20 protein-coding genes are annotated in these 19,906 nt (G+C 68.5%); 12 read left to right on the plus strand and 8 right to left on the minus strand.

Annotated features, from left to right (window positions below; translation table 11 throughout):
* Window positions 1-73: 73 nt before the first annotated feature.
* Complete coding sequence (locus O4G76_RS11105) at window positions 74-1,396, plus strand: FliI/YscN family ATPase (protein ID WP_269397393.1); 1,323 nt, start codon at window positions 74-76, stop codon at window positions 1,394-1,396.
* Here the strand turns inward: O4G76_RS11105 and O4G76_RS11110 are convergent.
* The 6 genes from O4G76_RS11110 to O4G76_RS11135 form a co-directional block, all read right to left on the minus strand.
* On the minus strand, window positions 1,393-2,178 hold the full coding sequence (locus O4G76_RS11110; protein WP_269397394.1) for a DUF1217 domain-containing protein: 786 nt from the start codon (window positions 2,176-2,178) through the stop codon (window positions 1,393-1,395). The two genes, O4G76_RS11105 and O4G76_RS11110, sit on opposite strands and share 4 nt — an antisense overlap.
* On the minus strand, window positions 2,175-2,609 hold the full coding sequence (flbT, locus tag O4G76_RS11115) for a flagellar biosynthesis repressor FlbT (RefSeq protein WP_269397395.1): 435 nt from the start codon (window positions 2,607-2,609) through the stop codon (window positions 2,175-2,177). The genes O4G76_RS11110 and flbT overlap by 4 nt, the downstream gene beginning before the upstream one ends.
* Window positions 2,609-2,977: a flagellar biosynthesis regulator FlaF gene (gene flaF / locus O4G76_RS11120; RefSeq protein ID WP_269397396.1), complete on the minus strand. Its 369-nt coding sequence runs from the start codon at window positions 2,975-2,977 to the stop codon at window positions 2,609-2,611. Before flaF ends, flbT begins: the two co-directional genes overlap by 1 nt.
* A gap of 118 nt (window positions 2,978-3,095) precedes the next feature.
* Entirely contained in the window at window positions 3,096-4,307 is a 1,212-nt protein-coding gene (locus O4G76_RS11125) for a flagellin (protein ID WP_269397397.1), read from the minus strand.
* Between the two features lie 221 nt (window positions 4,308-4,528).
* Window positions 4,529-4,873, minus strand: a complete 345-nt coding sequence (locus O4G76_RS11130; RefSeq protein ID WP_269397398.1) for a flagellar biosynthesis protein FlgN — start codon at window positions 4,871-4,873, stop codon at window positions 4,529-4,531.
* Complete coding sequence (locus O4G76_RS11135) at window positions 4,870-5,163, minus strand: rod-binding protein (RefSeq protein ID WP_269397399.1); 294 nt, start codon at window positions 5,161-5,163, stop codon at window positions 4,870-4,872. The genes O4G76_RS11130 and O4G76_RS11135 overlap by 4 nt, the downstream gene beginning before the upstream one ends.
* A gap of 814 nt (window positions 5,164-5,977) precedes the next feature.
* On the opposite strand from O4G76_RS11135, the gene O4G76_RS11140 reads away from it, so the two are divergent.
* Entirely contained in the window at window positions 5,978-6,499 is a 522-nt protein-coding gene (locus O4G76_RS11140) for a flagellar hook-length control protein FliK (RefSeq protein WP_269397400.1), read from the plus strand.
* Between the two features lie 11 nt (window positions 6,500-6,510).
* Entirely contained in the window at window positions 6,511-7,173 is a 663-nt protein-coding gene (locus O4G76_RS11145) for a flagellar hook capping FlgD N-terminal domain-containing protein (protein ID WP_269397401.1), read from the plus strand.
* Here O4G76_RS11145 and ubiB read toward each other — a convergent pair.
* On the minus strand, window positions 7,170-8,696 hold the full coding sequence (ubiB, locus tag O4G76_RS11150) for a 2-polyprenylphenol 6-hydroxylase (protein ID WP_269397414.1): 1,527 nt from the start codon (window positions 8,694-8,696) through the stop codon (window positions 7,170-7,172). The genes O4G76_RS11145 and ubiB overlap by 4 nt on opposite strands.
* Window positions 8,693-9,490 carry a bifunctional demethylmenaquinone methyltransferase/2-methoxy-6-polyprenyl-1,4-benzoquinol methylase UbiE gene (gene ubiE, locus O4G76_RS11155; protein ID WP_373568031.1) on the minus strand — a complete coding sequence of 266 codons (798 nt, stop codon included), beginning with the start codon at window positions 9,488-9,490 and terminating at the stop codon, window positions 8,693-8,695. The genes ubiB and ubiE overlap by 4 nt, the downstream gene beginning before the upstream one ends.
* A 30-nt stretch (window positions 9,491-9,520) precedes the next feature.
* Here ubiE and mutM point away from each other — a divergent pair, with 30 nt between their 5' ends.
* From mutM to gyrB, 9 genes are all read left to right on the plus strand, one after another.
* Window positions 9,521-10,372, plus strand: a complete 852-nt coding sequence (gene mutM, locus O4G76_RS11160) for a bifunctional DNA-formamidopyrimidine glycosylase/DNA-(apurinic or apyrimidinic site) lyase (RefSeq protein WP_269397403.1) — start codon at window positions 9,521-9,523, stop codon at window positions 10,370-10,372.
* Between the two features lie 54 nt (window positions 10,373-10,426).
* Window positions 10,427-11,203 (plus strand): enoyl-CoA hydratase-related protein, encoded by a 777-nt coding sequence (locus O4G76_RS11165; RefSeq protein ID WP_269397404.1) that lies wholly within the window; start codon window positions 10,427-10,429, stop codon window positions 11,201-11,203.
* 96 nt (window positions 11,204-11,299) lie between these two features.
* A complete protein-coding gene (gene rpsT / locus O4G76_RS11170; protein ID WP_085895157.1) occupies window positions 11,300-11,566 on the plus strand; it encodes a 30S ribosomal protein S20 in 267 nt (88 codons plus the stop codon).
* A gap of 704 nt (window positions 11,567-12,270) precedes the next feature.
* Window positions 12,271-13,638, plus strand: a complete 1,368-nt coding sequence (gene dnaA / locus O4G76_RS11175; protein ID WP_269397405.1) for a chromosomal replication initiator protein DnaA — start codon at window positions 12,271-12,273, stop codon at window positions 13,636-13,638.
* A gap of 119 nt (window positions 13,639-13,757) precedes the next feature.
* On the plus strand, window positions 13,758-14,876 hold the full coding sequence (dnaN, locus tag O4G76_RS11180) for a DNA polymerase III subunit beta (RefSeq protein WP_269397406.1): 1,119 nt from the start codon (window positions 13,758-13,760) through the stop codon (window positions 14,874-14,876).
* 49 nt (window positions 14,877-14,925) lie between these two features.
* Complete coding sequence (gene recF / locus O4G76_RS11185; RefSeq protein ID WP_269397407.1) at window positions 14,926-16,026, plus strand: DNA replication/repair protein RecF; 1,101 nt, start codon at window positions 14,926-14,928, stop codon at window positions 16,024-16,026.
* Window positions 16,023-16,457 (plus strand): VOC family protein, encoded by a 435-nt coding sequence (locus O4G76_RS11190; protein ID WP_269397408.1) that lies wholly within the window; start codon window positions 16,023-16,025, stop codon window positions 16,455-16,457. Before recF ends, O4G76_RS11190 begins: the two co-directional genes overlap by 4 nt.
* Window positions 16,454-17,074 carry a LysE family translocator gene (locus O4G76_RS11195; RefSeq protein WP_269397409.1) on the plus strand — a complete coding sequence of 207 codons (621 nt, stop codon included), beginning with the start codon at window positions 16,454-16,456 and terminating at the stop codon, window positions 17,072-17,074. Before O4G76_RS11190 ends, O4G76_RS11195 begins: the two co-directional genes overlap by 4 nt.
* Before the next feature lie 79 nt (window positions 17,075-17,153).
* Window positions 17,154-19,568, plus strand: a complete 2,415-nt coding sequence (gene gyrB, locus O4G76_RS11200; RefSeq protein WP_269397410.1) for a DNA topoisomerase (ATP-hydrolyzing) subunit B — start codon at window positions 17,154-17,156, stop codon at window positions 19,566-19,568.
* Window positions 19,569-19,906 lie beyond the last annotated feature (338 nt).

A 19,906-nucleotide genomic window follows, 5' to 3' on the forward strand; every position in this document is an offset into this window, starting at 1 on the left:
CCTCGGTCGCTTCAACTCCCGATTAAGCCTGATTCCTTAAAAACGGGTTCGCGGCAGCAAGGAGGGCCTCGCCATGGACACCGATCAGGTCGATCTCGTCACCCGGGCGCTGGGCCGTCTTTCGGCGCGCTCCGCGCAAGGGCGCGTCGTGCAGGCCGGGGATGCGGCGCTACTGGTTTCCGGGCTGATCGGCCGGGTCCGGCTCGGCTCGCGGGTCGAGGTGGTCCGCGCCGATGGCATGCGCCTTGCCGCCGAGGTGGTGTATCTGGGCGAGACGCTGGCGCGGCTGCTGCCGGAGAGCGGGGCCGAGGGCGTGGCGGTCGGCGATCCGGTGCGTGTGCGGCCCGATCCGGTCTTTGCGCCGCATGAGGGCTGGATCGGTCGGGTGATCGATCCCGACGGTCGACCGCTCGATGGCCGGCCGCTGCTGCCGGGGCCGGTGCCGCGGGCCCGTCGCGCCGCGCCGCCGCCGCCACAGGCGCGGCGCGGCTTCGGGCTCCGGCTCGACACCGGGCTTGCCGTGTTCAACACGCTGTTGCCGCTGGTGCGGGGCCAGCGCCTCGGCCTCTTCGCCGGCTCCGGTGTCGGCAAATCGACCCTTCTGGCCGAACTGGCGCGCGGGGTGGAGGCCGACATCATCGTGATCGGGCTGGTGGGCGAACGCGGGCGCGAGCTGCGTCATTTCGTGACCGAGGTGCTGGGAGAGGGCATGGCGCGCGCAGTGCTGGTCGCCGCCACCTCGGATCGCGCCGCCTCGATGCGGCGCCGCTGCGCCGAGGCGGCGACGGCGGTGGCCGAGCATTTCCGCGATGCGGGGCGGCAGGTGCTGCTGCTGATCGACAGCGTGACGCGCCATGCCGAGGCGCATCGCGAGATCGCCGCCGCCGCCGGGGAGCCAGCGCGCCTGCGCGGCTTTCCGGCCTCGACCCCCGCGGCAATCGCGCAGCTGTGCGAGCGGGCGGGGCCGGGCGCGGGCGGGCAGGGCGACATCACGGCGGTCTACACGGTGCTGGTCGCCGGTTCCGACATGGAGGAGCCTGTGGCCGACTGGCTGCGCGGCGTACTCGATGGCCATGTCGTGCTCGATCGCGGCATCGCCGAGCGCGGCCGGTTTCCGGCGGTCGATCTTCTGGCCTCGGTCTCGCGGGCCCTGCCGGCCTCGGCCAGCGGCCCCGAGAACGCGGTGCTGGCCGAAGCGCGCCGCCTGCTCGGTGCCTATGCTCGGGCCGAGCCGATGATTCAGGCCGGGCTCTATCAGGCGGGCTCCGATCCGGCCGTGGACCGGGCGCTGGCCTGCCACGCCGAACTCGACGCGTTCTTGGCGCGACGCGACGCCGGTTGCGCCGCGAGCCACGCGGCGCTGCGCCGAATCCTGTCTCCGCTGCCGGGGGCTTAGCCCTGAAGCAGCATCAGCGCGATCTGGCCCGGACCGGCAGCGGCGGCCTGCGCCGCCTGCTCGCGCACCAGAAACAGCCGCACCAGTTTTTCCTGCGCGTCCGGCGCGGCGAAATCCTCGAAGCGCGAGAGGCCGAAGATCCGCTCGGCCCGGTCGCGGAACTGCTCGAGCTGCTGGTCGAGATCGATACTGGCAAAGCTGGAAGGCAGCCCCATCGCCGCCTCGAAAACCGAGCGCAGCGGCGCGTTGCCCATCATCGCGAACCAGCGCGCGTTGTCCGAAGACGCGCCTTCGATCACCTCCGCGATCGCGGCGTCGGCGTTGAGCGCCCGGCGCAGCGCATCGTCCTGCTCGCCCACCGCCGCCTCGAAACTCAGCCGCTCGTAGCGGGTGACGATCTCTTGGGCGAATGCCGGCAGGCCGGTCCGCGGGCCGAGATCGCCAAAGCCGAAGGCGCGCGAAAAGGCGGCGTAGCGCTTGTCGGCGAGCCTGCTCGACAGCGCCTCCCCCGAGGTCGTGCCGTCGGCCAGGACCTTGCGGATGAAGGCGGTCGCGTCGATATCCGCACCCAGCCCGAAAGCCTCGAGCGCGACGGTCAGCAGGCGGCGGTCACCCAAAAGGTCGTCCGGGGTCTGCACCCGCGTGATGTTGTCGCGGAAATGCGCGGTGAGGCTGGCCACGCGCGGGCTTTTGGCGTGGCTTTCGGTCTGCGCCCCGAGGGTGCGCCCGAGAAAGCGCCAGCCGGCATAGCCGGAAAGCGGCAGCACCGGCTGAAAGCTCATGACGCACCGGGGGGCGGATTCGAAGACGGGTCGGGAGACAGGCGGAACATCCGTTCCTCGCGCGGCAGCAGCGCGCGCAGCCTCTTGAGCGCGCGATAGCTTTCGCCGCCGACCGCCGCCTGGCTCGCCGCCGCGAGCAGCGCCCGGCTGTCGGCGTCGCGGAACACCTGACTCAGCTGCTCGATCCCGGACAGGATCTGCGCATGGCCGGCCGGGGCCGGCACGTCGCCCGACAGCACCAACTGCGCGATGTAGCACACGCGGCGGACCGGGGTGTTGGCCTCGCCCGGGCGGATCGCATCGCGCAGTCGCAGGATGTTGGCCTCGGGCGTGAGGATCGAGAACCGCGAACGACGCTCGCCATTCTCGATCACCGCGCCGTTGACGAGCAATCGCTCTCCGGGCCCCAGCTTGAGCACCAGCCCCGACATCAGGCCGCGCCCTCGTCGGGGCGGCGCGACAGCCCCCGCAGCACGGCGGTGTTGATCTCGACCAGTGCCGAGATCCCGGCCTCGCCGCGCAACACGCGGCGGCTGTGGTGATGGGTGAACTCGGCGAGATAGAAGATGCGGGCGCGCAATGCCGGTGGCAGGCCGTTCGCGCCATCGGCCACGTCGGCGGCGAGCCGGGTCCAGAGCCGGCGATTGTCGTGCAGCGCGGCGGCGCATTGCGCGAAGCTGGCGGCGGCCTGCAGCCGTGCGGTGACGTCGCTGATCACCTGGTGTTCGGCGGAGCGCCCGGAGCGCAGGGCGATGTTGCCGGGGCCGTAGGCCCGGCGCGCTTGTTCGACGAGATTCACGAATGGGTCCTTTCAGGACGCTGGACCAGGGGGCCGGGCTTTGCCGGGCCCTGCAGCGGTCGGTTCCGTCAGCAGCAGCTGGGCGGGGCGCTCGATCCGGCCCCCCGCCCGGGGTTCCTCAGCGGAACAGCGACATGATCGATTGCGGCGCCTGGTTGGCGATCGACAGCGACTGCACGCCGAGCTGCTGCTGCACCTGGAGCGCCTGCAACCGGGCCGAGGTTTCCTCCATGTCGGCATCGACGAGGCTGCCGATCCCCGCCTTGAGCGAGTCGGTCAGCTGCGAGATGAAGTCGGCCTGGGTCTCGATCCGGCCCTGCACCGAACCAAAGGCCGAGGCGGCATCGATCGCCGTGTCGATCAGCGTCTCGATGGTGCCCAGCGCCGAGGCGGCGCCGGCCTGGGTCGAGACGTCGATCGCCGCCATGGTGCCCAGCCCGCCGGCCCCGGCGTTCTGGAACTGGCCCGAGATGGCGACCGATTCTGTGCCGGTGTTGGTGATCACCAGCGTGCCGGCATTGGCGATGTTGTAGTCGACCGAGACCTCGGCATCGGTGGCCTCGATCGCCGATTTCAGGTTCACGGCGATGATGTCCTCGACCGAGGTCGAGGCGATGTCGTCGGCGGTGATGGTATAGGACACCTCCTGCTCGCCGATGGTGAGCGAGATCTTGTCGCCCGCCGCATAGGTCGGATCGACGATGACGATGGTGCCGTCGTCATCGGTGCCGCCGGTGCCATCGAGCGAGAAGCCGAAGGCGTCGTCATTATCGGCCGCCAGCCCGTCGGAGCCCGTGAAGGCGGCCTTGGCGCTGTAGCCGCCGATCGCCAGATCCTGACCGGTGACGGTGATGTTCGAGGCGGTGACGTTGCCGCCCGAGTCCCGGTCGAGCGAGGACAATACGTCGGCCGATGCGGTATTGCCGTCGATCAAATTGAGCCCGTTGAACTGGGCGGCGCTGACCACCGAGGTGATCTGGTCCTTGAGCGCGCTGACATCGGCGTTGATCTTCACGCGATCGACGTTGCCCTCCTGCGCGGCGACGATCTTGCCCTTCATCTGGGTCAGGAGGTCGGTCACGGTCTCCGAGGCCTGGCGCGCCACGGCGACGGTGGATTCGCCCAGCGCCAGGCTGTCGGAAATCGCCTTGAAGCCCTTCACGTCGGACTCCATCACCTTGGAGATCGCCCAGACGGCGGAATTGTCCTTGGCCGAGGAGACCGATTTTCCGGTCGAAATCTCGGTCTGGGTCTTGGAAAGGCTCGAATTGATCCCCTTGAGGGTCTGCAGCGCGACCATCGCGCCGTTATTGGTCAGAATGCTGGACATATATGTGGTCCCAAAGCTCGGCGGCCATCGCGCGCCGGGTTTCAATGCAGGCCCGCGCGGGGCGCGGACGTTCGGACGGCCATTCTGACGTCGCGCGGACCGGGTCGTATCCCGCCGCCATCTGTCGCCGGCTGATCCGGTGACGACCTTCTTGTCGCAAGCCGGGCTTAAACGGGTCCTAATGCGCGGGGCCCGAATGCGGGGCATTCGACTCGAACCGTTCAGGCCCCGCGCCGCAGCGCCGGTGCGGCAGCCGTCGTGGCGGGGCGGGGCCGGCCGTCGCGGTCATAGGTGGCAAAGCCGCCCTCGACACGGCTCAGCGCGGCCGCCCGGGCCTCTCCCTCGCGCAGCCCCGCCAGCGCCGCCTCGTAAAGACGGGCGTTGCGAGCCAGATCCGCTTCGATAGCGGCGAGCGCGTCCCGGTTTTGCGATTGCGTCGACAGCGCTTCCACGAGAGCTGTCTTGGTGTCGAGCATCGGGCCCAGATCCGCCAGGCGCCCCGACAGGAGCGCCGCGCGTTCGGTTGCCAGCAGTTCGGCCAGTCGTTCCGTCAGGGGGGGCTTCATCGATCCTGCCCGCCCATGGCGGTGTAGAGTTTCCGGGCCAGCCCGATGCCACCGGCGGCGGTCATGCGCTCGGCCTGGGCCTCGATCAGGAAGGACCGGAACTGCGCTTCGCCCGGGCCTCCGCCAAAGCCCGCATGAGAGGTGCCGGGATCCGACAGGCGCAGGAGTTCCGACAGGAAACCGGCCTCGAGCGCCTGGGCCGCGCGCCAGAGCGGGTCGGGGGCCGCTGGCCTGGTGTCATGCCCGGACGGTCCTGCCGGTGGCGGTGAGAGGGAGGTCTGGGGAATCATGGCAAATCTCTTCTCCACAGGGATCGGCCTCGATCATTCCGCCACCCGGTAAAGATACGGTAAGCCTTTCCGGTCATGCTGCATCCAAGCCGACACGACGAAGGGACGCCGCATGTTCGACCCGCTTCTTGGTCCGGGCAATAGACCCATCTCGCCGCGGGGAGAGATGGCCGCCTCGACGGGCGGGAAGGGTTTCGCGGCGCTGGTTTCCGAGGGAGGACGAGGACGGGACGGAACTCGGGGGGGCGAGGCCGAGGTGAGGCGCGAGGAAACCGAGGAGGTGGAGGAACCGGCGCTCGCGGTTCCGGCAGCCGCTTCGGAGAAGCCTGCCTCTACCGCGAAGAAGGCGAGCCCCTCGGATCGGGAGACCAGCCCAATTCCCCCTGCCGCCGAAGTCGGGCGAGGCGGTTCGGAACCTGCTGAGGCGGAGGCTCCGGATTTCGAAGCGGATGCGATGCCAGGATCGCACGGCCGAAGCGCGGCCGGATCGGAGACATCCGGAACGCGGTCGGTCTCAGCGATGGATGCTGCCCATCGGGAGACGCCCTTGGATGGTGCCGTCCCGACGCGCAGCGCCCATCGTGCTGATTTGGTTCAGGGAGCAGGATTTGCGCCGCACTCAGAAGGGGCAGCCCGAGGCAGCATAGTGACGGAGAGGGCCGGGATACGAAGCAGGACTGCCCCACCGAATCACGCCCCGGTTCCTGCAGTGCGGCTGGGAGATGGAGACAGGACCGACATGGCCGGGGCGGGGGAAGCTACGGTGACGGTCCGAAGAATTTCTGTTTTGGCGGGGGTTTCCTCCCCGAGGGCGGTGGCACCGGCTCCTTCGGCACCCGGCAGCGCCGAAGCGCCGGGTTTGGAGGATTGGGGCGCTCTGGTCCCGGCGGAACGGAGCCAGGCGGCAGTGGAAGAGATGCGGATTGCGACGACGCCGCGTTCGGTGGCGCAGCAAATGGCGCAACAGGCCGCCCGGATCACCGCCATGGCGGGAGGGCGGGTCGATCTAAGGCTCGATCCGGAGGAGCTGGGCCGCGTGGCGATGCAGATCCATACCGAGGGCGATCGGATCACCCTGACCATAGCTGCCGAACGCGGTGACACGACCGAGCTGATCCGGCGGCACCTGCAGGAGCTTGCCGGGGAGCTTCGCGCGCTGGGCTACCGTTCCGTCAGCCTCGGCTTCGAGGACGGACGGGGGGGCGATGGGACGCCGTCGCGAAAAGAAGGCGACCCGGATCACTGGGACCCCTTGCCGCCGGGAGAGGGGCCAGGCGCCGCAATCCCCCACCCTCCAGCGGGAGCGCCCCTCATGGGCCTTGATCTCCGTCTCTAGGAAAGGCCGACATGACCCTGTTGCCAGATGCCACCGCCCAGTTGCCGACGCCCGTTCGGGCCGAGGGCCGCACCGGTCTTACCGGCGCCGCGGATTTCCAGATGTTCCTGAAGATGCTGACGGCGCAGATCCGCAATCAGGATCCGCTCGAACCGATGGAGTCCGCCGACTATGCGGTGCAGCTCGCGACCTTTTCGGGGGTCGAGCAGCAGGTGCGGACGAACGAGCTGCTGGCAGCGCTGGCGGGAAGCCAGGGGCAGGGGGAGCTGTCACAGGTCGCGGCCTGGGTCGGGCGCGAGATACGCGCCCCGGTGCCCGCCACATTCGACGGCGCGCCGCTGGATATCGGCTTCGAGACCCGGCCCGGGGCCGAGGCCGGCCTGCTGGTGGTGAGCGATGCCGCGGGCCGCGAGGTGATGCGCCACGAGGTCCCGCCCGGTCCGCAATCCTTTCGATGGGCCGGTACGGATGCGCGGGGCATGCCGCTGCCGGCCGGTGATTACGGCTTTGCCATCGCCAGCCTGTCCGGGGGGGAAGAGATCGGCCGCGACGTGGTCGAAACCTATGGCCGTGTGCGCGAGGCGCGGCTCGAGGCCGGGGGCGTGATGCTGCTTCTCGATGGCGGGGCGCTGGTACCAGTGGCGCAGGTCACGGCGCTGCGAGAGGCCTTCTAGACCAGCGAGGCGACCCAGCCGGCCGCCGCCGTCAGCGCCGCGCCGACGGCGACCCAGCCAAGCGGGGGCAACTCGCGCCGCCGCTCCTTCGGTTCGGGGTGGCTCTGCCGGACCAGCGCCGCCTCGGCCAGCGCGGGGAGCCGCGGCCCGAAGCGCGACAGCACCTGTATCGTGCGGCCGAGATCGCGGGCCACGGCCTTGGGGCCGATGCTTTCGCGGATGTAGTCCTCGACCACCGGGCGCGAGGCCTCCCAGATGTTGATATGCGGGTCGAGCGTCCGCGCCACGCCCTCGACCACCACCATGGTGCGCTGCAACAGGATCAGCTCGGTGCGGGTCTGCATGCCGAAGCGTTCGGTCACCTCGAACAGGTAGTTGAGCAGCCGCGCCATCGAGATCCGCGAGGCGTCCATGCCGAAGATCGGCTCGCCCACGGCGCGCAGGGCCGAGGCGAAGGCATCGACGTCGCGGTCGGCGGGGACGTAACCCGCCTCGAAATGCACCTCGGCGACGCGCTTGTAGTCCTTGCGGATGAAGCCGAAGATGATCTCGGCATAGACCCGGCGGGTGTATTCGTCGATCCGCCCCATGATCCCGAAATCGAGCGCGATCAGCGTGCCGTCGGGGCCGACCTTGAGGTTGCCCTGATGCATGTCGCCGTGGAAATAGCCGTCGCGCAGCGCATGGGCGAGGAACAGCTGCAGCACCCGGGCGGCGAGGTGCTTGCGGTCGTGACCGGCGGCGTCGATCTCGGCCACCTCGGCCGCGCCGATGCCGTCGACCCAGCCCATCGTCATGACCCGCCGCCCCGAGAGGTGCCAGCGCAGCGCCGGCACGGCGAAGCCCTCGTCCTTGGCGGTGTTGGCGGCGAACTCGGCCGCGGCGGCGGCCTCGAGCCGCAGGTCCAGCTCGCCCAGCACCACGCTCTCGAAATGCGCGATCACCTCCACGGGGCGCAGCCGGCGCGAGGCGGGCGACAACCGCTCGATCATCCGGGCGGCGAAGTAGAACGCTTCGATGTCGCGGCGAAACGCCTTTTCGATGCCGGGGCGCAGCACCTTGACCGCGACGATCTCGCCGGTCTCGGCGAGGCGCGCCCGGTGCACCTGGGCGATCGAGGCGGCGGCGACGGGCTCGGAGAACTCCGAGAAGAGCTGATCGACCGGCTGGCCCAGCTCGATCGCGATCGCCCGCTTGGCCTGTGCGGTGGGGAAGGGGGCGAGCCGGTCCTGCAGCACCCGCAGCTGCACCGCGAGCTCGTCGCCCACCACGTCCGGTCGCGTCGAGAGGATCTGGCCGAACTTGATATAGGCGGGACCGAGCGCGGTGATCGCGCGGGTGGCGGCGGGCATCTCGGGGTCGCCCTCGTAGCCGAGCCAGCGGAACGGCGCGGCGAAGAGCCGGATCGCCAGCCGCAGCGGGCGCGGCGCGTCCATCGCGTCGAGCACCACGGCCATCGCGCCGGTGCGCTCGAAGGTGGCGCCGGTGCGGATCAGCCGGATCAGGTTGTGCGGGCCCCTCAGAGCTTCCACCCCGAATGCAGGCAGGCGATGCCCATGCTCAGGTTACGGTACCTGGCCTGCTCGAAGCCCGCCGCCTCGACCATGCCGAGGAAGGTTTCCTGATCCGGGAAGCGGCGGATCGATTCCACCAGATACTGGTAGCTGTCGCGGTCGTTCGCGATCAGCTCGCCCATCGCCGGAATGATGTTGAAGCTGTAGAGGTCGTAGACCTTCTGCATCATCTCGTTGGGGATCTGGCTGAACTCCAGCACCATCAGGCGGCCGCCCGGGCGCAGCACCCGGAACGCCTCGTCGAGCGCCTTCTGGGGCCGGGTGACGTTCCTGATGCCGAAGCTGATCGTGTAGACGTCGAAGCTGTTGTCGGGGAAGGGCAGCGCCATCGCGTCGCCCACTACCCAGTCGAGACTGTCGCCCAGCCGCTCGGCCTCGGCCCGCTTGCGGCCCTCGACCAGCATGGATTCGGTGAGGTCGCAGACCGTGGCATGGCCATGCCCGGCGCGGCCGAGAAAGCGGAACGACACGTCGCCGGTGCCGCCGGCGACGTCGAGCAGCTTCTGGCCCGGGCGCGGCGCCAGCCAGTCCATCATCGCGTCCTTCCACAGGCGATGGATGCCGACGCTCATCACGTCGTTCATCACGTCGTAACGCGAGGCGACGGAGGTGAAGACCCCGCGCACGCGGCCTGCCTTCTCGTCCTCGGGCACCGTCTGGTAGCCGAAATGCGTGGTCTGATCGTCGCTCAAGGGTCTTGTCCCGTGCCGCCGTGATGCCTTGATAGGGCTCAGTGGCGGCATATAGGCCGCAACGTGCGAAAGAAAGAACCCATGCCCGAATTGCCAGAGGTCGAGACGGTTCGTCGCGGGCTTGCCCCCGCAATGGAGGGGGTGGTGATCGAGACCGCCCATGTGAACCGCCCCGACCTGCGCTGGCCGTTTCCCGAACGCATGGCCGAGCGGCTCGCGGGGCAGCGGGTCGAGCGGCTGCGGCGGCGGTCGAAATACATACTCGCGGACCTGTCGGGCGGCGAGACGCTGATCGTGCATCTGGGCATGTCGGGGCGGATGACGGTGTCGGGCATGAAGCTGGGCCATTTCCATCATCAGCATCCCGCGCCGGAAAAGCACGACCACGTGGTGTTCGACATGGCCAATGGCGCGCGGGTGACCTTCAACGACGCGCGCCGCTTCGGGGCGATGGACCTGGCCGCGACAGAGGCGGTCGAGGCGCATTGGCTCCTGCGCGAGATCGGGCCTGAGCCCTTGGGCAACCGCTTCGACGAGGCCTATCTCGTAAAGCGGCTCAGGGGGCGGATGGTGCCGATCAAGACCGCGCTTCTCGACCAGCGCGTGGTGGCGGGCTTGGGCAACATCTATGTCTGCGAGGTGCTGCACCGCGCCGGCATCGATCCGCGCCGCAAGGCCGGGCGGATCTCGGCGGCGCGAGTCGCCTCGCTGGTGCCATTGATCCGGGTGGTGCTGGAGGAGGCGATCACCTCCGGGGGCTCCTCGCTCAAGGATTACCGGCAGGCCGACGGCGCGATGGGCTATTTCCAGCACGGCTTCAGGGTCTATGACCGCGAGGGCGCGGCCTGCCCGACCGCGGGCTGCGACGGCCGGGTGGACCGGATCGTGCAGTCCGGGCGTTCGACCTTCCTGTGCGCGCGCTGCCAGAGGTGACTTGATCGCCGGGGCGGGGCGGGTCAGGTTTCGCGAAAGCAGCCGGAGACAGCCATGGCCTATACTACCATCCTCGTCGAAACCGAGGACGACATCGCCACCATCACGCTCAACCGCCCGCAGGCGATGAACGCCATCAACTCGGTGCTGCTGCGCGAGCTGGTCGCCGCGCTCGATGAGGCCGACCGCTCCGACAAGGTGCGCTGCATCGTGCTGACCGGCTCGGACAAGGCCTTCGCGGCGGGCGCCGACGTGGCCGAGATGGCCGATCTGTCCTTCGTCGAGATGTATCGCCGCGCGCTCTATGCCGGCGACATGGCGCGGCTGGCGCGGATTCGCAAACCGATCATCGCGGCGGTGGCGGGCTACGCGCTGGGTGGCGGCTGCGAGCTGGCGATGGCCTGCGACATCATCATCGCCGCCGACACCGCCAAGTTCGGGCAGCCGGAGGTCAATCTCGGGATCATGGCGGGGATGGGCGGCAGCCAGCGGCTCACCCGCGCCGTGGGCAAGCCCAAGGCGATGGACATGCACCTGACGGGTCGCTTCATGTCGGCCGAGGAGGCCGAGCGCGCCGGGCTGGTGAGCCGTGTCGTGCCAGCGCGCCAGCTCGAGCAGGAGGCGCGGGCGGCGGCGACGAAGATTGCCGAGAAGAGCCAGGTCTCCGTGCTCGCGATCAAGGACGCGGTGAACCGCAGCCAGGAGCTGCCGCTGACCGAGGGGCTGGCCTATGAGCGGCGGCTGTTCGAGGCGCTGTTCTCGACCGAGGATCAGGCCGAGGGCATGGCCGCCTTCCGCGAGAAGCGCGAACCGCAATACCGTGACCGCTGAGCTGTGGAAAAGGCGGCGCGACAGGTTGACTAGCGGCCGACTCGGGCTTAGAGACGCGGCTTCAGAACAGTTACCCCGCAAGTGGATTCTCGACACATGGCCAACACGCCCCAGTCCAAGAAGCGCGCTCGCCAGAACGAGCGCCGCTTCGCGATCAACAAGATGCGCCGGTCGCGCATCCGTACCTTCCTGCGCAAGGTCGAGGAGGCGATCGCCTCCGGCCAGCAGGACGCCGCCCAGGCCGCCCTGCGCGAAGCTCAGCCCGAGCTGATGCGCGGCGTCACCAAGGGTGTCGTTCACAAGAACACCGCCGCCCGCAAGATGTCGCGCCTGTCGTCGCGCGTGAAGGCGCTCGCCGCCTGATCTTGCCGCAAAGGCAAACGAATACAGAGGGGTGCCCCGAAAGGGGCGCCCCTTTTTCGTTGTCGTTTCGCTGCCGTTGCGAAAGAATCGCGGGGCTTGGCGTCACCTCGCTGTCAAGTTGATCCCTTAGGATATCGGGGCCGTCCGGAACGTGCTGTGGCGGCCTCGCACGGCTCTTGCGCGCGGCCCTTAGGATTCAGGGGACCGGTGAAATCGGCGCGGATTCGATTCAGCGGAGTCCGTCGTCAAGCGCGTTGTTCGGTTGATGACCTCCAAAGCCAGCGGCTAACTTGCCCATGCGATTCACATCGTTCCTGGGGGAACATGGACGAGTCGGCACCACGGTGGTCCGAAGGCCAGCTGCACGGCCGATCAGATCGGGACCGCGAACGGGGTGCCTGCTCTCTGGAGCGTGACGGGTGCACGGCCTCGGCCGTGCCATTGGCCGTCCCGCGCTTGTCTGCATTGCGACCGCCATTCGGCGGGCGTCACATGCCGTCATGTCCCGATCCCGGGCCGAACTGCGATAGCGGGTCGGCGGCCTTGGCCGCCCCCGTTCGGGTCCGGAGGTTAGGTCAGTCCGGTGCGGAACAGCGTCGGCGCATGCGCGCCGGCGACCGCACCGCCTGTGCCCGGATGTGGATGGCAAGGCCGGGCGCGGCGGGCGCGCCCGGGTGACGATGAAGGCAGGTCGGGGACAGGTCATGACGAACGAAATCTGGGCGCAGGTCAGCGAAGAGCTCAAGCAGGCAGTGGGCGCCAACAACCACACCACCTGGATCGCGCCGCTGCGCTTCGAGGCGCTGGTCGACGGCGTCGCCCGGTTCCACGTGCCCACCACCTTCCACGGCAACTACGTGCTGCAGAATTTCGGCGACCAGATCCTGACGCAGCTGGCCCGCGCCGGCTTCACCGTGCAGCGCCTGATCTTCGCCCAGTCCGCCAGCGCCGCCGCCGCGCCCCGTCCCGCGGCGCCCCAGCCGAAAGCCGACGCGGCCCCCGCCCATCTCGCGCTCGAGGATGACGACGCCACCCCCTCGGCCACGCTCGACCCGCGCTTCACCTTCGACCGCTTCGTCGTCGGCAAGCCCAACGAGATGGCCCATGCCGCCGCGCGCCGCATCGCCGAGGGCGGCAGCCTCGGCTTCAACCCGCTGTTCCTCTATGGCGGTGTGGGCCTGGGCAAGACGCACCTGATGCACGCGATCGGCCACGAGCTGCGCGCCAGCCAGCCGCATCTGAAGGTCGTGCTCACCTCCGCCGAGCAGTTCATGTACCGCTTCATCACCGCGCTGCGCGACAAGCGCATGATGGATTTCAAGCAGCTGTTCCGCTCGGTCGACGTGCTCATGGTCGATGACATCCAGTTCCTCGGCGGCAAGGATTCGACGCAGGAGGAGTTCTTTCACACCTTCAACGCGCTGATCGACGCCGGCAAACGGATCATCATCTCGGCCGATCGCGCGCCGGGCGCGATGAAGGATGTCGAGGAGCGGATCACCTCGCGCATGGGCTCCGGCCTCGTCGTGGACCTGTTCCCCACCGATTTCGAGCTGCGCGTCGGCATCCTGCAGGCCAAGGCCGACTACTACCGCGCGCAATATCCCGGCATCGTGGTACAGCCCGGCGTCTACGAGTTCCTGGCGCATCGCATCTCCAACAACGTGCGGGTGCTCGAGGGGGCCCTGACGCGGCTCTTTGCCTTTGCCTCGCTGGTGGGCCGCGAAATCTCGCTCGAGATGACGCAGGACTGCCTCGCCGACATCCTGCGCGCCAGCGATCGCAAGATCACCGTCGAGGAGATCCAGCGCCGGGTGTCGGAGCATTACAACATCCGCCTGTCGGACATGATCGGCCCGAAGCGGCTGCGCAGCTATGCCCGACCGCGCCAGGTGGCGATGTACCTGTCGAAGAAGCTGACCTCGCGTTCGCTGCCCGAGATCGGCCGCCGCTTTGGCGGGCGCGACCACACCACGGTGATGCACGGCGTGCGCAAGATCGAGGAGCTGAAGGCCACCGACAGCCAGATCGCCGACGACCTCGAACTGCTGCGCCGCGCGCTCGAGGAATAGGCCGCGCCCCCGGCGCGAAGAGTGACGCCGCCCCGCCGCCGAAAATGCTTGAGGACGGGCTGAAAACAGGTAGTTTTCCAGTCCCGGCCCCGGTCGGCGACAACAGCGGAGCGATGCACATGAAATTCTCGATCGAACGCGGCGTTCTGCTCAAGGCCGTCGCCCAGGCCCAGTCGGTGGTCGAGCGCCGCAACACCATCCCGATTCTCGCCAACGTGCTGATCGAGGCCGAGGGCGACACGGTCCGCTTCCGCGCCACCGATCTCGATATCGAGGTGGTCGACCGCGCCCCGGCGACGGTCGAGGCCGCGGGCGCCACCACCGTCGCCGCCGTGCTGCTCAACGAGATCGTGCGCAAGCTGCCCGACGGGGCGCTGGTGACGCTGACCGATCAGGGCGGCAACGGCCGCCTGTCGATCGAGGCCGGGCGCTCGAACTTCCAGCTCGCGACGCTGCCGAAGGAGGACTTCCCGGTGATGGCCTCCTCGGAATACGAGGCCAGCTTCACCGCGCCCGCGCCGGTGCTGCGCCGGCTGTTCGACAAGGCGAAGTTCGCGATCTCCACCGAGGAGACGCGCTACTACCTCAACGGCGTCTACATGCATGTGGCCGAGGGCGAGCAGGGCCGCGTGCTGCGCTGCGTCGCGACCGACGGGCACCGGCTCGCGCGGATCGACGCCGAGCTGCCCGAGGGAGCCGAGACGATGGCCGGCGTCATCGTGCCGCGCAAGACCGTGAACGAGCTGCGCAAGCTGCTCGACGACGACGAGGCGCTGATCGAGGTGTCGGTGAGCGAGACGAAGATCCGTTTCACCACGCCGAACATCACCCTGACCTCCAAGGTCATCGACGGCACCTTCCCCGACTACAGTCGGGTGATTCCGCAAAACAACCGCAAGCGGCTCGAGGTCGACGCGACCGAGTTCGCCCGCGCGGTGGACCGGGTCGCCACCGTCAGCTCCGAGCGCTCGCGCGCGGTGAAGCTGTCGCTGGAGGAAGACCGGCTGGTGCTTTCGGTGAATGCGCCGGATTCGGGTGCGGCCGAAGAGGAGCTGGCCGTGGCCTATGGCGACGAGCGGCTCGAGATCGGGTTCAATGCCAAGTACCTGCAGGAGATCGCGAGCCAGGTGGACCGCGAGAACGCGGTGTTCCTGTTCAACTCCTCCGGCGATCCGACCCTGATGCGCGAGGGCGACGACCAGTCGGCGGTCTATGTCGTCATGCCGATGCGCGTGTGACGCGGGCAGGATTTGCGTATTTGAAGAACAAAGTCGGTGAGGGCCGCGCGTGAAGGCGGCCGTCACCGCGCTCGAGCTGTCGCATTTCCGCTCGCACAAGCGGGCGAAACTGGCGCTCGACGGGCGGCCGGTGGCGATCTTCGGTCCCAACGGCGCCGGCAAGACCAACCTGATCGAGGCGATATCGCTGCTGTCGCCGGGGCGGGGCATGCGCCGCGCGGGGGCCGAGGAGATCGCGCGGCGGCCCGAGCGGCTGGGCTGGAAGGTCTGGGCCGAGGTCGAGGCCGAGGGCGCGCCGCACGAGATCGAGACCCGCGCCGAGGCCGGGCAGAGCCGCACCGTGCAGATCGACGGCAAGACCGTGCCGCAGGTGGCGCTGGCGCGGGTGCTCCGGGTGCTGTGGCTGGTGCCCTCGATGGACCGGCTCTGGATCGAGGCGGCCGAGGGGCGGCGGCGCTTCCTCGACCGGGCGGTGCTGAGCTTCGATCCCGGCCATGCCGAGCGGGTGCTCGATTACGAAAAGGCGATGCGAGAGCGCAACCGTCTGCTGAAGGACGGGGTGCGCGATCCGCATTGGTACGGCGCGCTGGAGGGCCGGATGGCCGAGGCGGGTGCGGCCATCTCCACCGCGCGCCGCGCCGCGATCGAGCGCCTTGCCGGCGCGCAGGACGAGACCGAGACCGCGTTTCCCACCGCCGATCTGGCGCTTACCTATCCCGACGAGACGCCCGAGGAGGCCGGGGCGCTCGGGGCGGCCTTCGCGGCGATGCGCGGCCGCGACATGGCGGCGGGCCGCACCCTGATCGGGCCGCACCGCGCCGACCTCGATGCTTTGTGGCGCGCCAAGGGGGTGGCGGCGCGCGACGCCTCGACCGGCGAGCAGAAGGCGCTGCTGATCTCGCTGATTCTCGCCAATGCCCGGGCGCTGGCCGCCACCGGGGGCGCGCCGCCGGTTCTGCTGCTCGACGAGGTGGCGGCGCATCTGGACACGCGACGCCGCGCGGCGCTTTATGACGAGATCTGCGCGCTCGGGCTGCAGGCCTTCATGACCGGCACCGAGCCGGGGCTGTTCGAGGCTCTGGGCGAGCGCGCGCAACGCATCGAGGTGACCGAAACCGCCGGCGTCTCGAGGATCGGGAGCGAGACATGACCCCACAGCGCGTGACGCTCATCACCCTCGGCGTGGACGAGATGGCGCGCGCCCGCGCCTTCTACGAGGCTCTGGGCTGGTCGCCGCACCCGTCGAGCCAGCCTTCCGTGACCTTCTACCAGATGCACGGATCGGTGCTGGGGCTGTTCGGCCGGGCCGATCTCGCCAAGGATCAGGGGCGGGCCGGCGCCGATCTCGGCACTGGGGCGATGACGCTGGCGCAGAACTTCGAGACCCGCGCCGCGGTCGATGCCGCCTGGCGCAGGGCCCTCGATGCGGGCGCGACGGCGCTGAAGGCGCCCGAAGAGGTGTTCTGGGGCGGCTATTCGGGCTATTACGCCGATCCCGACGGCCATGTCTGGGAGATCGCCCACAACCCGTTCTGGCCGCTGGCCGCGGACGGGTCGCTGACGCTGCCCGAGCCGGCATGACCCTCGCCGCGCATGACCTCGCGCTCTATGCAGGCGCGCTTTTCGTGCTGTTCCTGACGCCCGGCCCGGTCTGGGTGGCGCTGACCGCCCGGGCACTGTCGGGCGGGTTTCACGCGGCCTGGCCGCTGGCGCTCGGCGTGGTGGTGGGCGACGTGCTCTGGCCGCTCCTCGCCATCCTCGGCGTGAGCTGGGTGCTCTCGGTCTATGGCGGGTTTCTGGAATTGCTGCGCTGGGTCGCGGCCGCGATGTTCGTGACCATGGGCGTTCTGCTGTGGCGCCATGCCGACGCCTCCATCGCCCGCGACAGCCGCCTGACGCGGCCCGGCATGTGGGCCGGTTTCGCGGCCGGCCTGGCGGTGATCCTGGGCAATCCCAAGGCGATCCTGTTCTACATGGGGATGCTGCCCGGCTTCTTCGACCTGTCGGGTCTGACCGTGCCCGACATCGCCGCGATCTGCGCGATCTCCTTCGTCGTGCCGCTTGCGGGAAACCTCGTTCTGGCGGCCTCGATCGACCGGGCGCGGGCGCTTTTGACCTCGCCGCCGGCGCTGCGCCGGACCAACCGCGCGGCGGCGGTGATGCTGGTCGGCATCGGGCTGCTCATTCCCCTGCTATAGCGCAAAATATGGGGGAAAACCGTGACATCCCCCACCAGTATTCGTATATTCCGCCGGTAACGTCCCGAGGATTTCCCCCATGGCTGAACCCGCTCTGCAACCCAACGTCTACGGCGCCGATTCCATCAAGGTTCTCAAGGGCCTGGATGCGGTCCGCAAGCGTCCGGGGATGTATATCGGCGACACCGATGACGGCTCGGGCCTGCACCACATGGTCTATGAGGTCGTCGATAACGGCATCGACGAGGCGCTGGCCGGTCACGCCGATTTCGTGCAGGTCAAGATCCACGCTGACAACTCGGTCAGCGTGCGCGACAACGGTCGCGGCATTCCGACCGACATGCACAAGGAAGAGGGCGTCTCGGCGGCCGAGGTCATCATGACCCAGCTGCATGCCGGCGGTAAGTTCGACCAGAACTCCTACAAGGTGTCCGGCGGCCTGCACGGCGTCGGCGTCTCGGTGGTCAACGCGCTGTCGGACTGGCTCGAACTGCGGATCTGGCGCGACGGCAAGGAGCATGTCGCCCGCTTCGAGCGCGGCGATACCGTCAAGCATCTCGAGGTGGTGGGCCCGACCGATCAGACCGGCACCGAGGTGCGCTTCCTCGCCTCGACCGACACCTTCTCGAACCTCGACTACGATTTCGCGACGTTGGAAAAGCGCCTGCGCGAGCTGGCCTTCCTGAACTCCGGCGTGCGCATCATCCTCGAGGATGACCGCCCGGCGCAGCCGCTGCATACCGAGCTGTTCTACGAGGGCGGGGTGCGCGAATTCGTGAAGTATCTCGACCGCTCCAAGCACGCCGTCATGCCCGAGCCGATCTGGATCGAGGGCGAGAAGGACGGCATCGGCATCGAGGTCGCGATGTGGTGGAACGACACCTATCACGAGACCGTGCTGCCCTTCACCAACAACATCCCGCAGCGCGACGGCGGCACCCACATGGCGGGCTTTCGCGGCGCGCTGACCCGGACCATCAACAACTACGCGCAGACCTCCGGCATCGCCAAGAAGGAGAAGGTCTCCTTCACCGGCGACGACGCCCGCGAGGGGCTGACCTGCGTCCTTTCGGTCAAGGTGCCGGACCCCAAGTTCTCGTCCCAGACCAAGGACAAGCTGGTCTCCTCGGAGGTGCGCCCGGCGGTCGAGAACCTCGTCGGCGAAAAGCTCGCCGAGTGGTTCGAGGAAAACCCCAACATCGCCAAGCAGATCGTCGGCAAGATCGTCGAGGCGGCGCTGGCCCGCGAGGCCGCGCGCAAGGCCCGCGAGCTGACCCGCCGCAAGACCGCGATGGACGTCAACTTCCTCGCCGGCAAGCTCAAGGACTGCTCCGAGAAGGACCCGTCGAAGACCGAGGTGTTTCTCGTCGAGGGTGATTCCGCGGGCGGCTCGGCCCAGACCGGCCGCGATCGCGGCACCCAGGCGATCCTGCCGCTCAAGGGCAAGATCCTCAACGTCGAGCGGGCGCGCTTCGACCGGATGCTGTCGAGCCAGGAGATCGGCAACCTCGTGATGGCGCTCGGCACCGGCATCGGCCGCGACGAGTTCGACATCAAGAAGCTGCGCTACCACAAGATCGTCATCATGACCGACGCCGACGTGGACGGCGCGCATATCCGGACGCTGCTTCTGACCTTCTTCTTCCGGCAGATGCCGGAGCTGATCGAGGGCGGGCATCTCTACATCGCGCAGCCGCCGCTCTACAAGGTGTCGCGCGGCAAGTCCGAGGTCTATCTCAAGGACCAGGCCGCGATGGACGAGTACCTGATCCATCAGGGCACCGACGGCACCGCGCTCAGGCTCGGCACCGGCGAGGAGATCACCGGCAACGACCTGCGCCGCGTGGTCGAGGAGGCGCGCCAGCTCAAGCGCGTGCTCGACGCCTTCCCGACCCATTACCCGCGCCACATCCTCGAACAGGCCGCGATCTCTGGCGCCTTCGTGCCCGGCGCGGTCGATGCCGACCTGCAGGGCGTGGCCGACAAGGTCGCCAAGCGGCTCGACCTGATCGCGCTCGAATACGAGCGTGGCTGGCATGGTCGGATCACCCAGGATCACGGCATCCGGCTGGCGCGTATCCTGCGCGGGGTCGAGGAGGTGCGCACGCTGGATGGGCCGATGCTGCGCTCGGGCGAGGCGCGCAAGACCGGCAGCTTCACCAAGTCGCTGCAGGAGATCTACGACCTGCCCGCGACGCTGGTGCGCAAGGACCGGACCCAGCTGATCCACGGCCCGCTCGACCTCTTGGCCGCGATCCTCGAAGAGGGCCAGCGCGGCCTGACGCTGCAACGCTACAAAGGTCTGGGCGAGATGAACCCCGACCAGCTGTGGGAAACCACGCTGGATCCCGAGGCGCGGACGCTGCTGCAGGTGAAGATCGAGGATTCGCTCGAGGCCGACGACCTCTTCACCAAGCTGATGGGCGATGTGGTCGAGCCGCGCCGCGAGTTCATCCAGCAGAACGCCCTCAACGTCGAGCATCTCGACTTCTGAAGCCTCTGTAGGTGAGCGAATATTTTTTCGCGGCGCGCATATTTTTTCGCGCCGCGGATGCACGTTTGGGATCGGAGTTCCAGTCTTCTTAAGGGGTTACCCCTTTAATCCTGCGAAAAGTGTATTTGGAGTTCGTAGGGCTTTGTGCCCCGTAGGGCAACGACGGCTCATTAGGTTTCGACTGATGTTGCGCATCGGAAGCCCCATTGCCCATCAATAACCTTCAGGTCAGAAAGTTGGTAAGGCGAACAGCATAGGAGGGCCGATTCCGTGGAAAAACTCCCGTTCGCGAGCGCAGAATAACGGCCATTGGAAAGAGCGCGAACGCCTGTCCCGTC

The organism is Limimaricola sp. G21655-S1, from assembly GCF_027213785.1.
In the GTDB taxonomy this organism is placed as follows: Bacteria; Pseudomonadota; Alphaproteobacteria; order Rhodobacterales; family Rhodobacteraceae; genus Limimaricola.

What these genes read in the sequence shown, in the direction of transcription:
- O4G76_RS11105 (WP_269397393.1), top strand. Translation starts at nt 74, where the DNA reads ATGGACACCGATCAGGTCGATCTCGTCACCCGGGCGCTGGGCCGTCTT.
- O4G76_RS11110 (WP_269397394.1), bottom strand. Translation starts at nt 2,178, where the DNA reads ATGAGCTTTCAGCCGGTGCTGCCGCTTTCCGGCTATGCCGGCTGGCGC.
- flbT (WP_269397395.1), bottom strand. Translation starts at nt 2,609, where the DNA reads ATGTCGGGGCTGGTGCTCAAGCTGGGGCCCGGAGAGCGATTGCTCGTC.
- O4G76_RS11125 (WP_269397397.1), bottom strand. Translation starts at nt 4,307, where the DNA reads ATGTCCAGCATTCTGACCAATAACGGCGCGATGGTCGCGCTGCAGACC.
- O4G76_RS11130 (WP_269397398.1), bottom strand. Translation starts at nt 4,873, where the DNA reads ATGAAGCCCCCCCTGACGGAACGACTGGCCGAACTGCTGGCAACCGAA.
- O4G76_RS11135 (WP_269397399.1), bottom strand. Translation starts at nt 5,163, where the DNA reads ATGATTCCCCAGACCTCCCTCTCACCGCCACCGGCAGGACCGTCCGGG.
- O4G76_RS11145 (WP_269397401.1), top strand. Translation starts at nt 6,511, where the DNA reads ATGACCCTGTTGCCAGATGCCACCGCCCAGTTGCCGACGCCCGTTCGG.
- ubiE (WP_373568031.1), bottom strand. Translation starts at nt 9,490, where the DNA reads ATGCCGCCACTGAGCCCTATCAAGGCATCACGGCGGCACGGGACAAGA.
- mutM (WP_269397403.1), top strand. Translation starts at nt 9,521, where the DNA reads ATGCCCGAATTGCCAGAGGTCGAGACGGTTCGTCGCGGGCTTGCCCCC.
- O4G76_RS11165 (WP_269397404.1), top strand. Translation starts at nt 10,427, where the DNA reads ATGGCCTATACTACCATCCTCGTCGAAACCGAGGACGACATCGCCACC.
- rpsT (WP_085895157.1), top strand. Translation starts at nt 11,300, where the DNA reads ATGGCCAACACGCCCCAGTCCAAGAAGCGCGCTCGCCAGAACGAGCGC.
- dnaA (WP_269397405.1), top strand. Translation starts at nt 12,271, where the DNA reads ATGACGAACGAAATCTGGGCGCAGGTCAGCGAAGAGCTCAAGCAGGCA.
- dnaN (WP_269397406.1), top strand. Translation starts at nt 13,758, where the DNA reads ATGAAATTCTCGATCGAACGCGGCGTTCTGCTCAAGGCCGTCGCCCAG.
- O4G76_RS11190 (WP_269397408.1), top strand. Translation starts at nt 16,023, where the DNA reads ATGACCCCACAGCGCGTGACGCTCATCACCCTCGGCGTGGACGAGATG.
- O4G76_RS11195 (WP_269397409.1), top strand. Translation starts at nt 16,454, where the DNA reads ATGACCCTCGCCGCGCATGACCTCGCGCTCTATGCAGGCGCGCTTTTC.
- gyrB (WP_269397410.1), top strand. Translation starts at nt 17,154, where the DNA reads ATGGCTGAACCCGCTCTGCAACCCAACGTCTACGGCGCCGATTCCATC.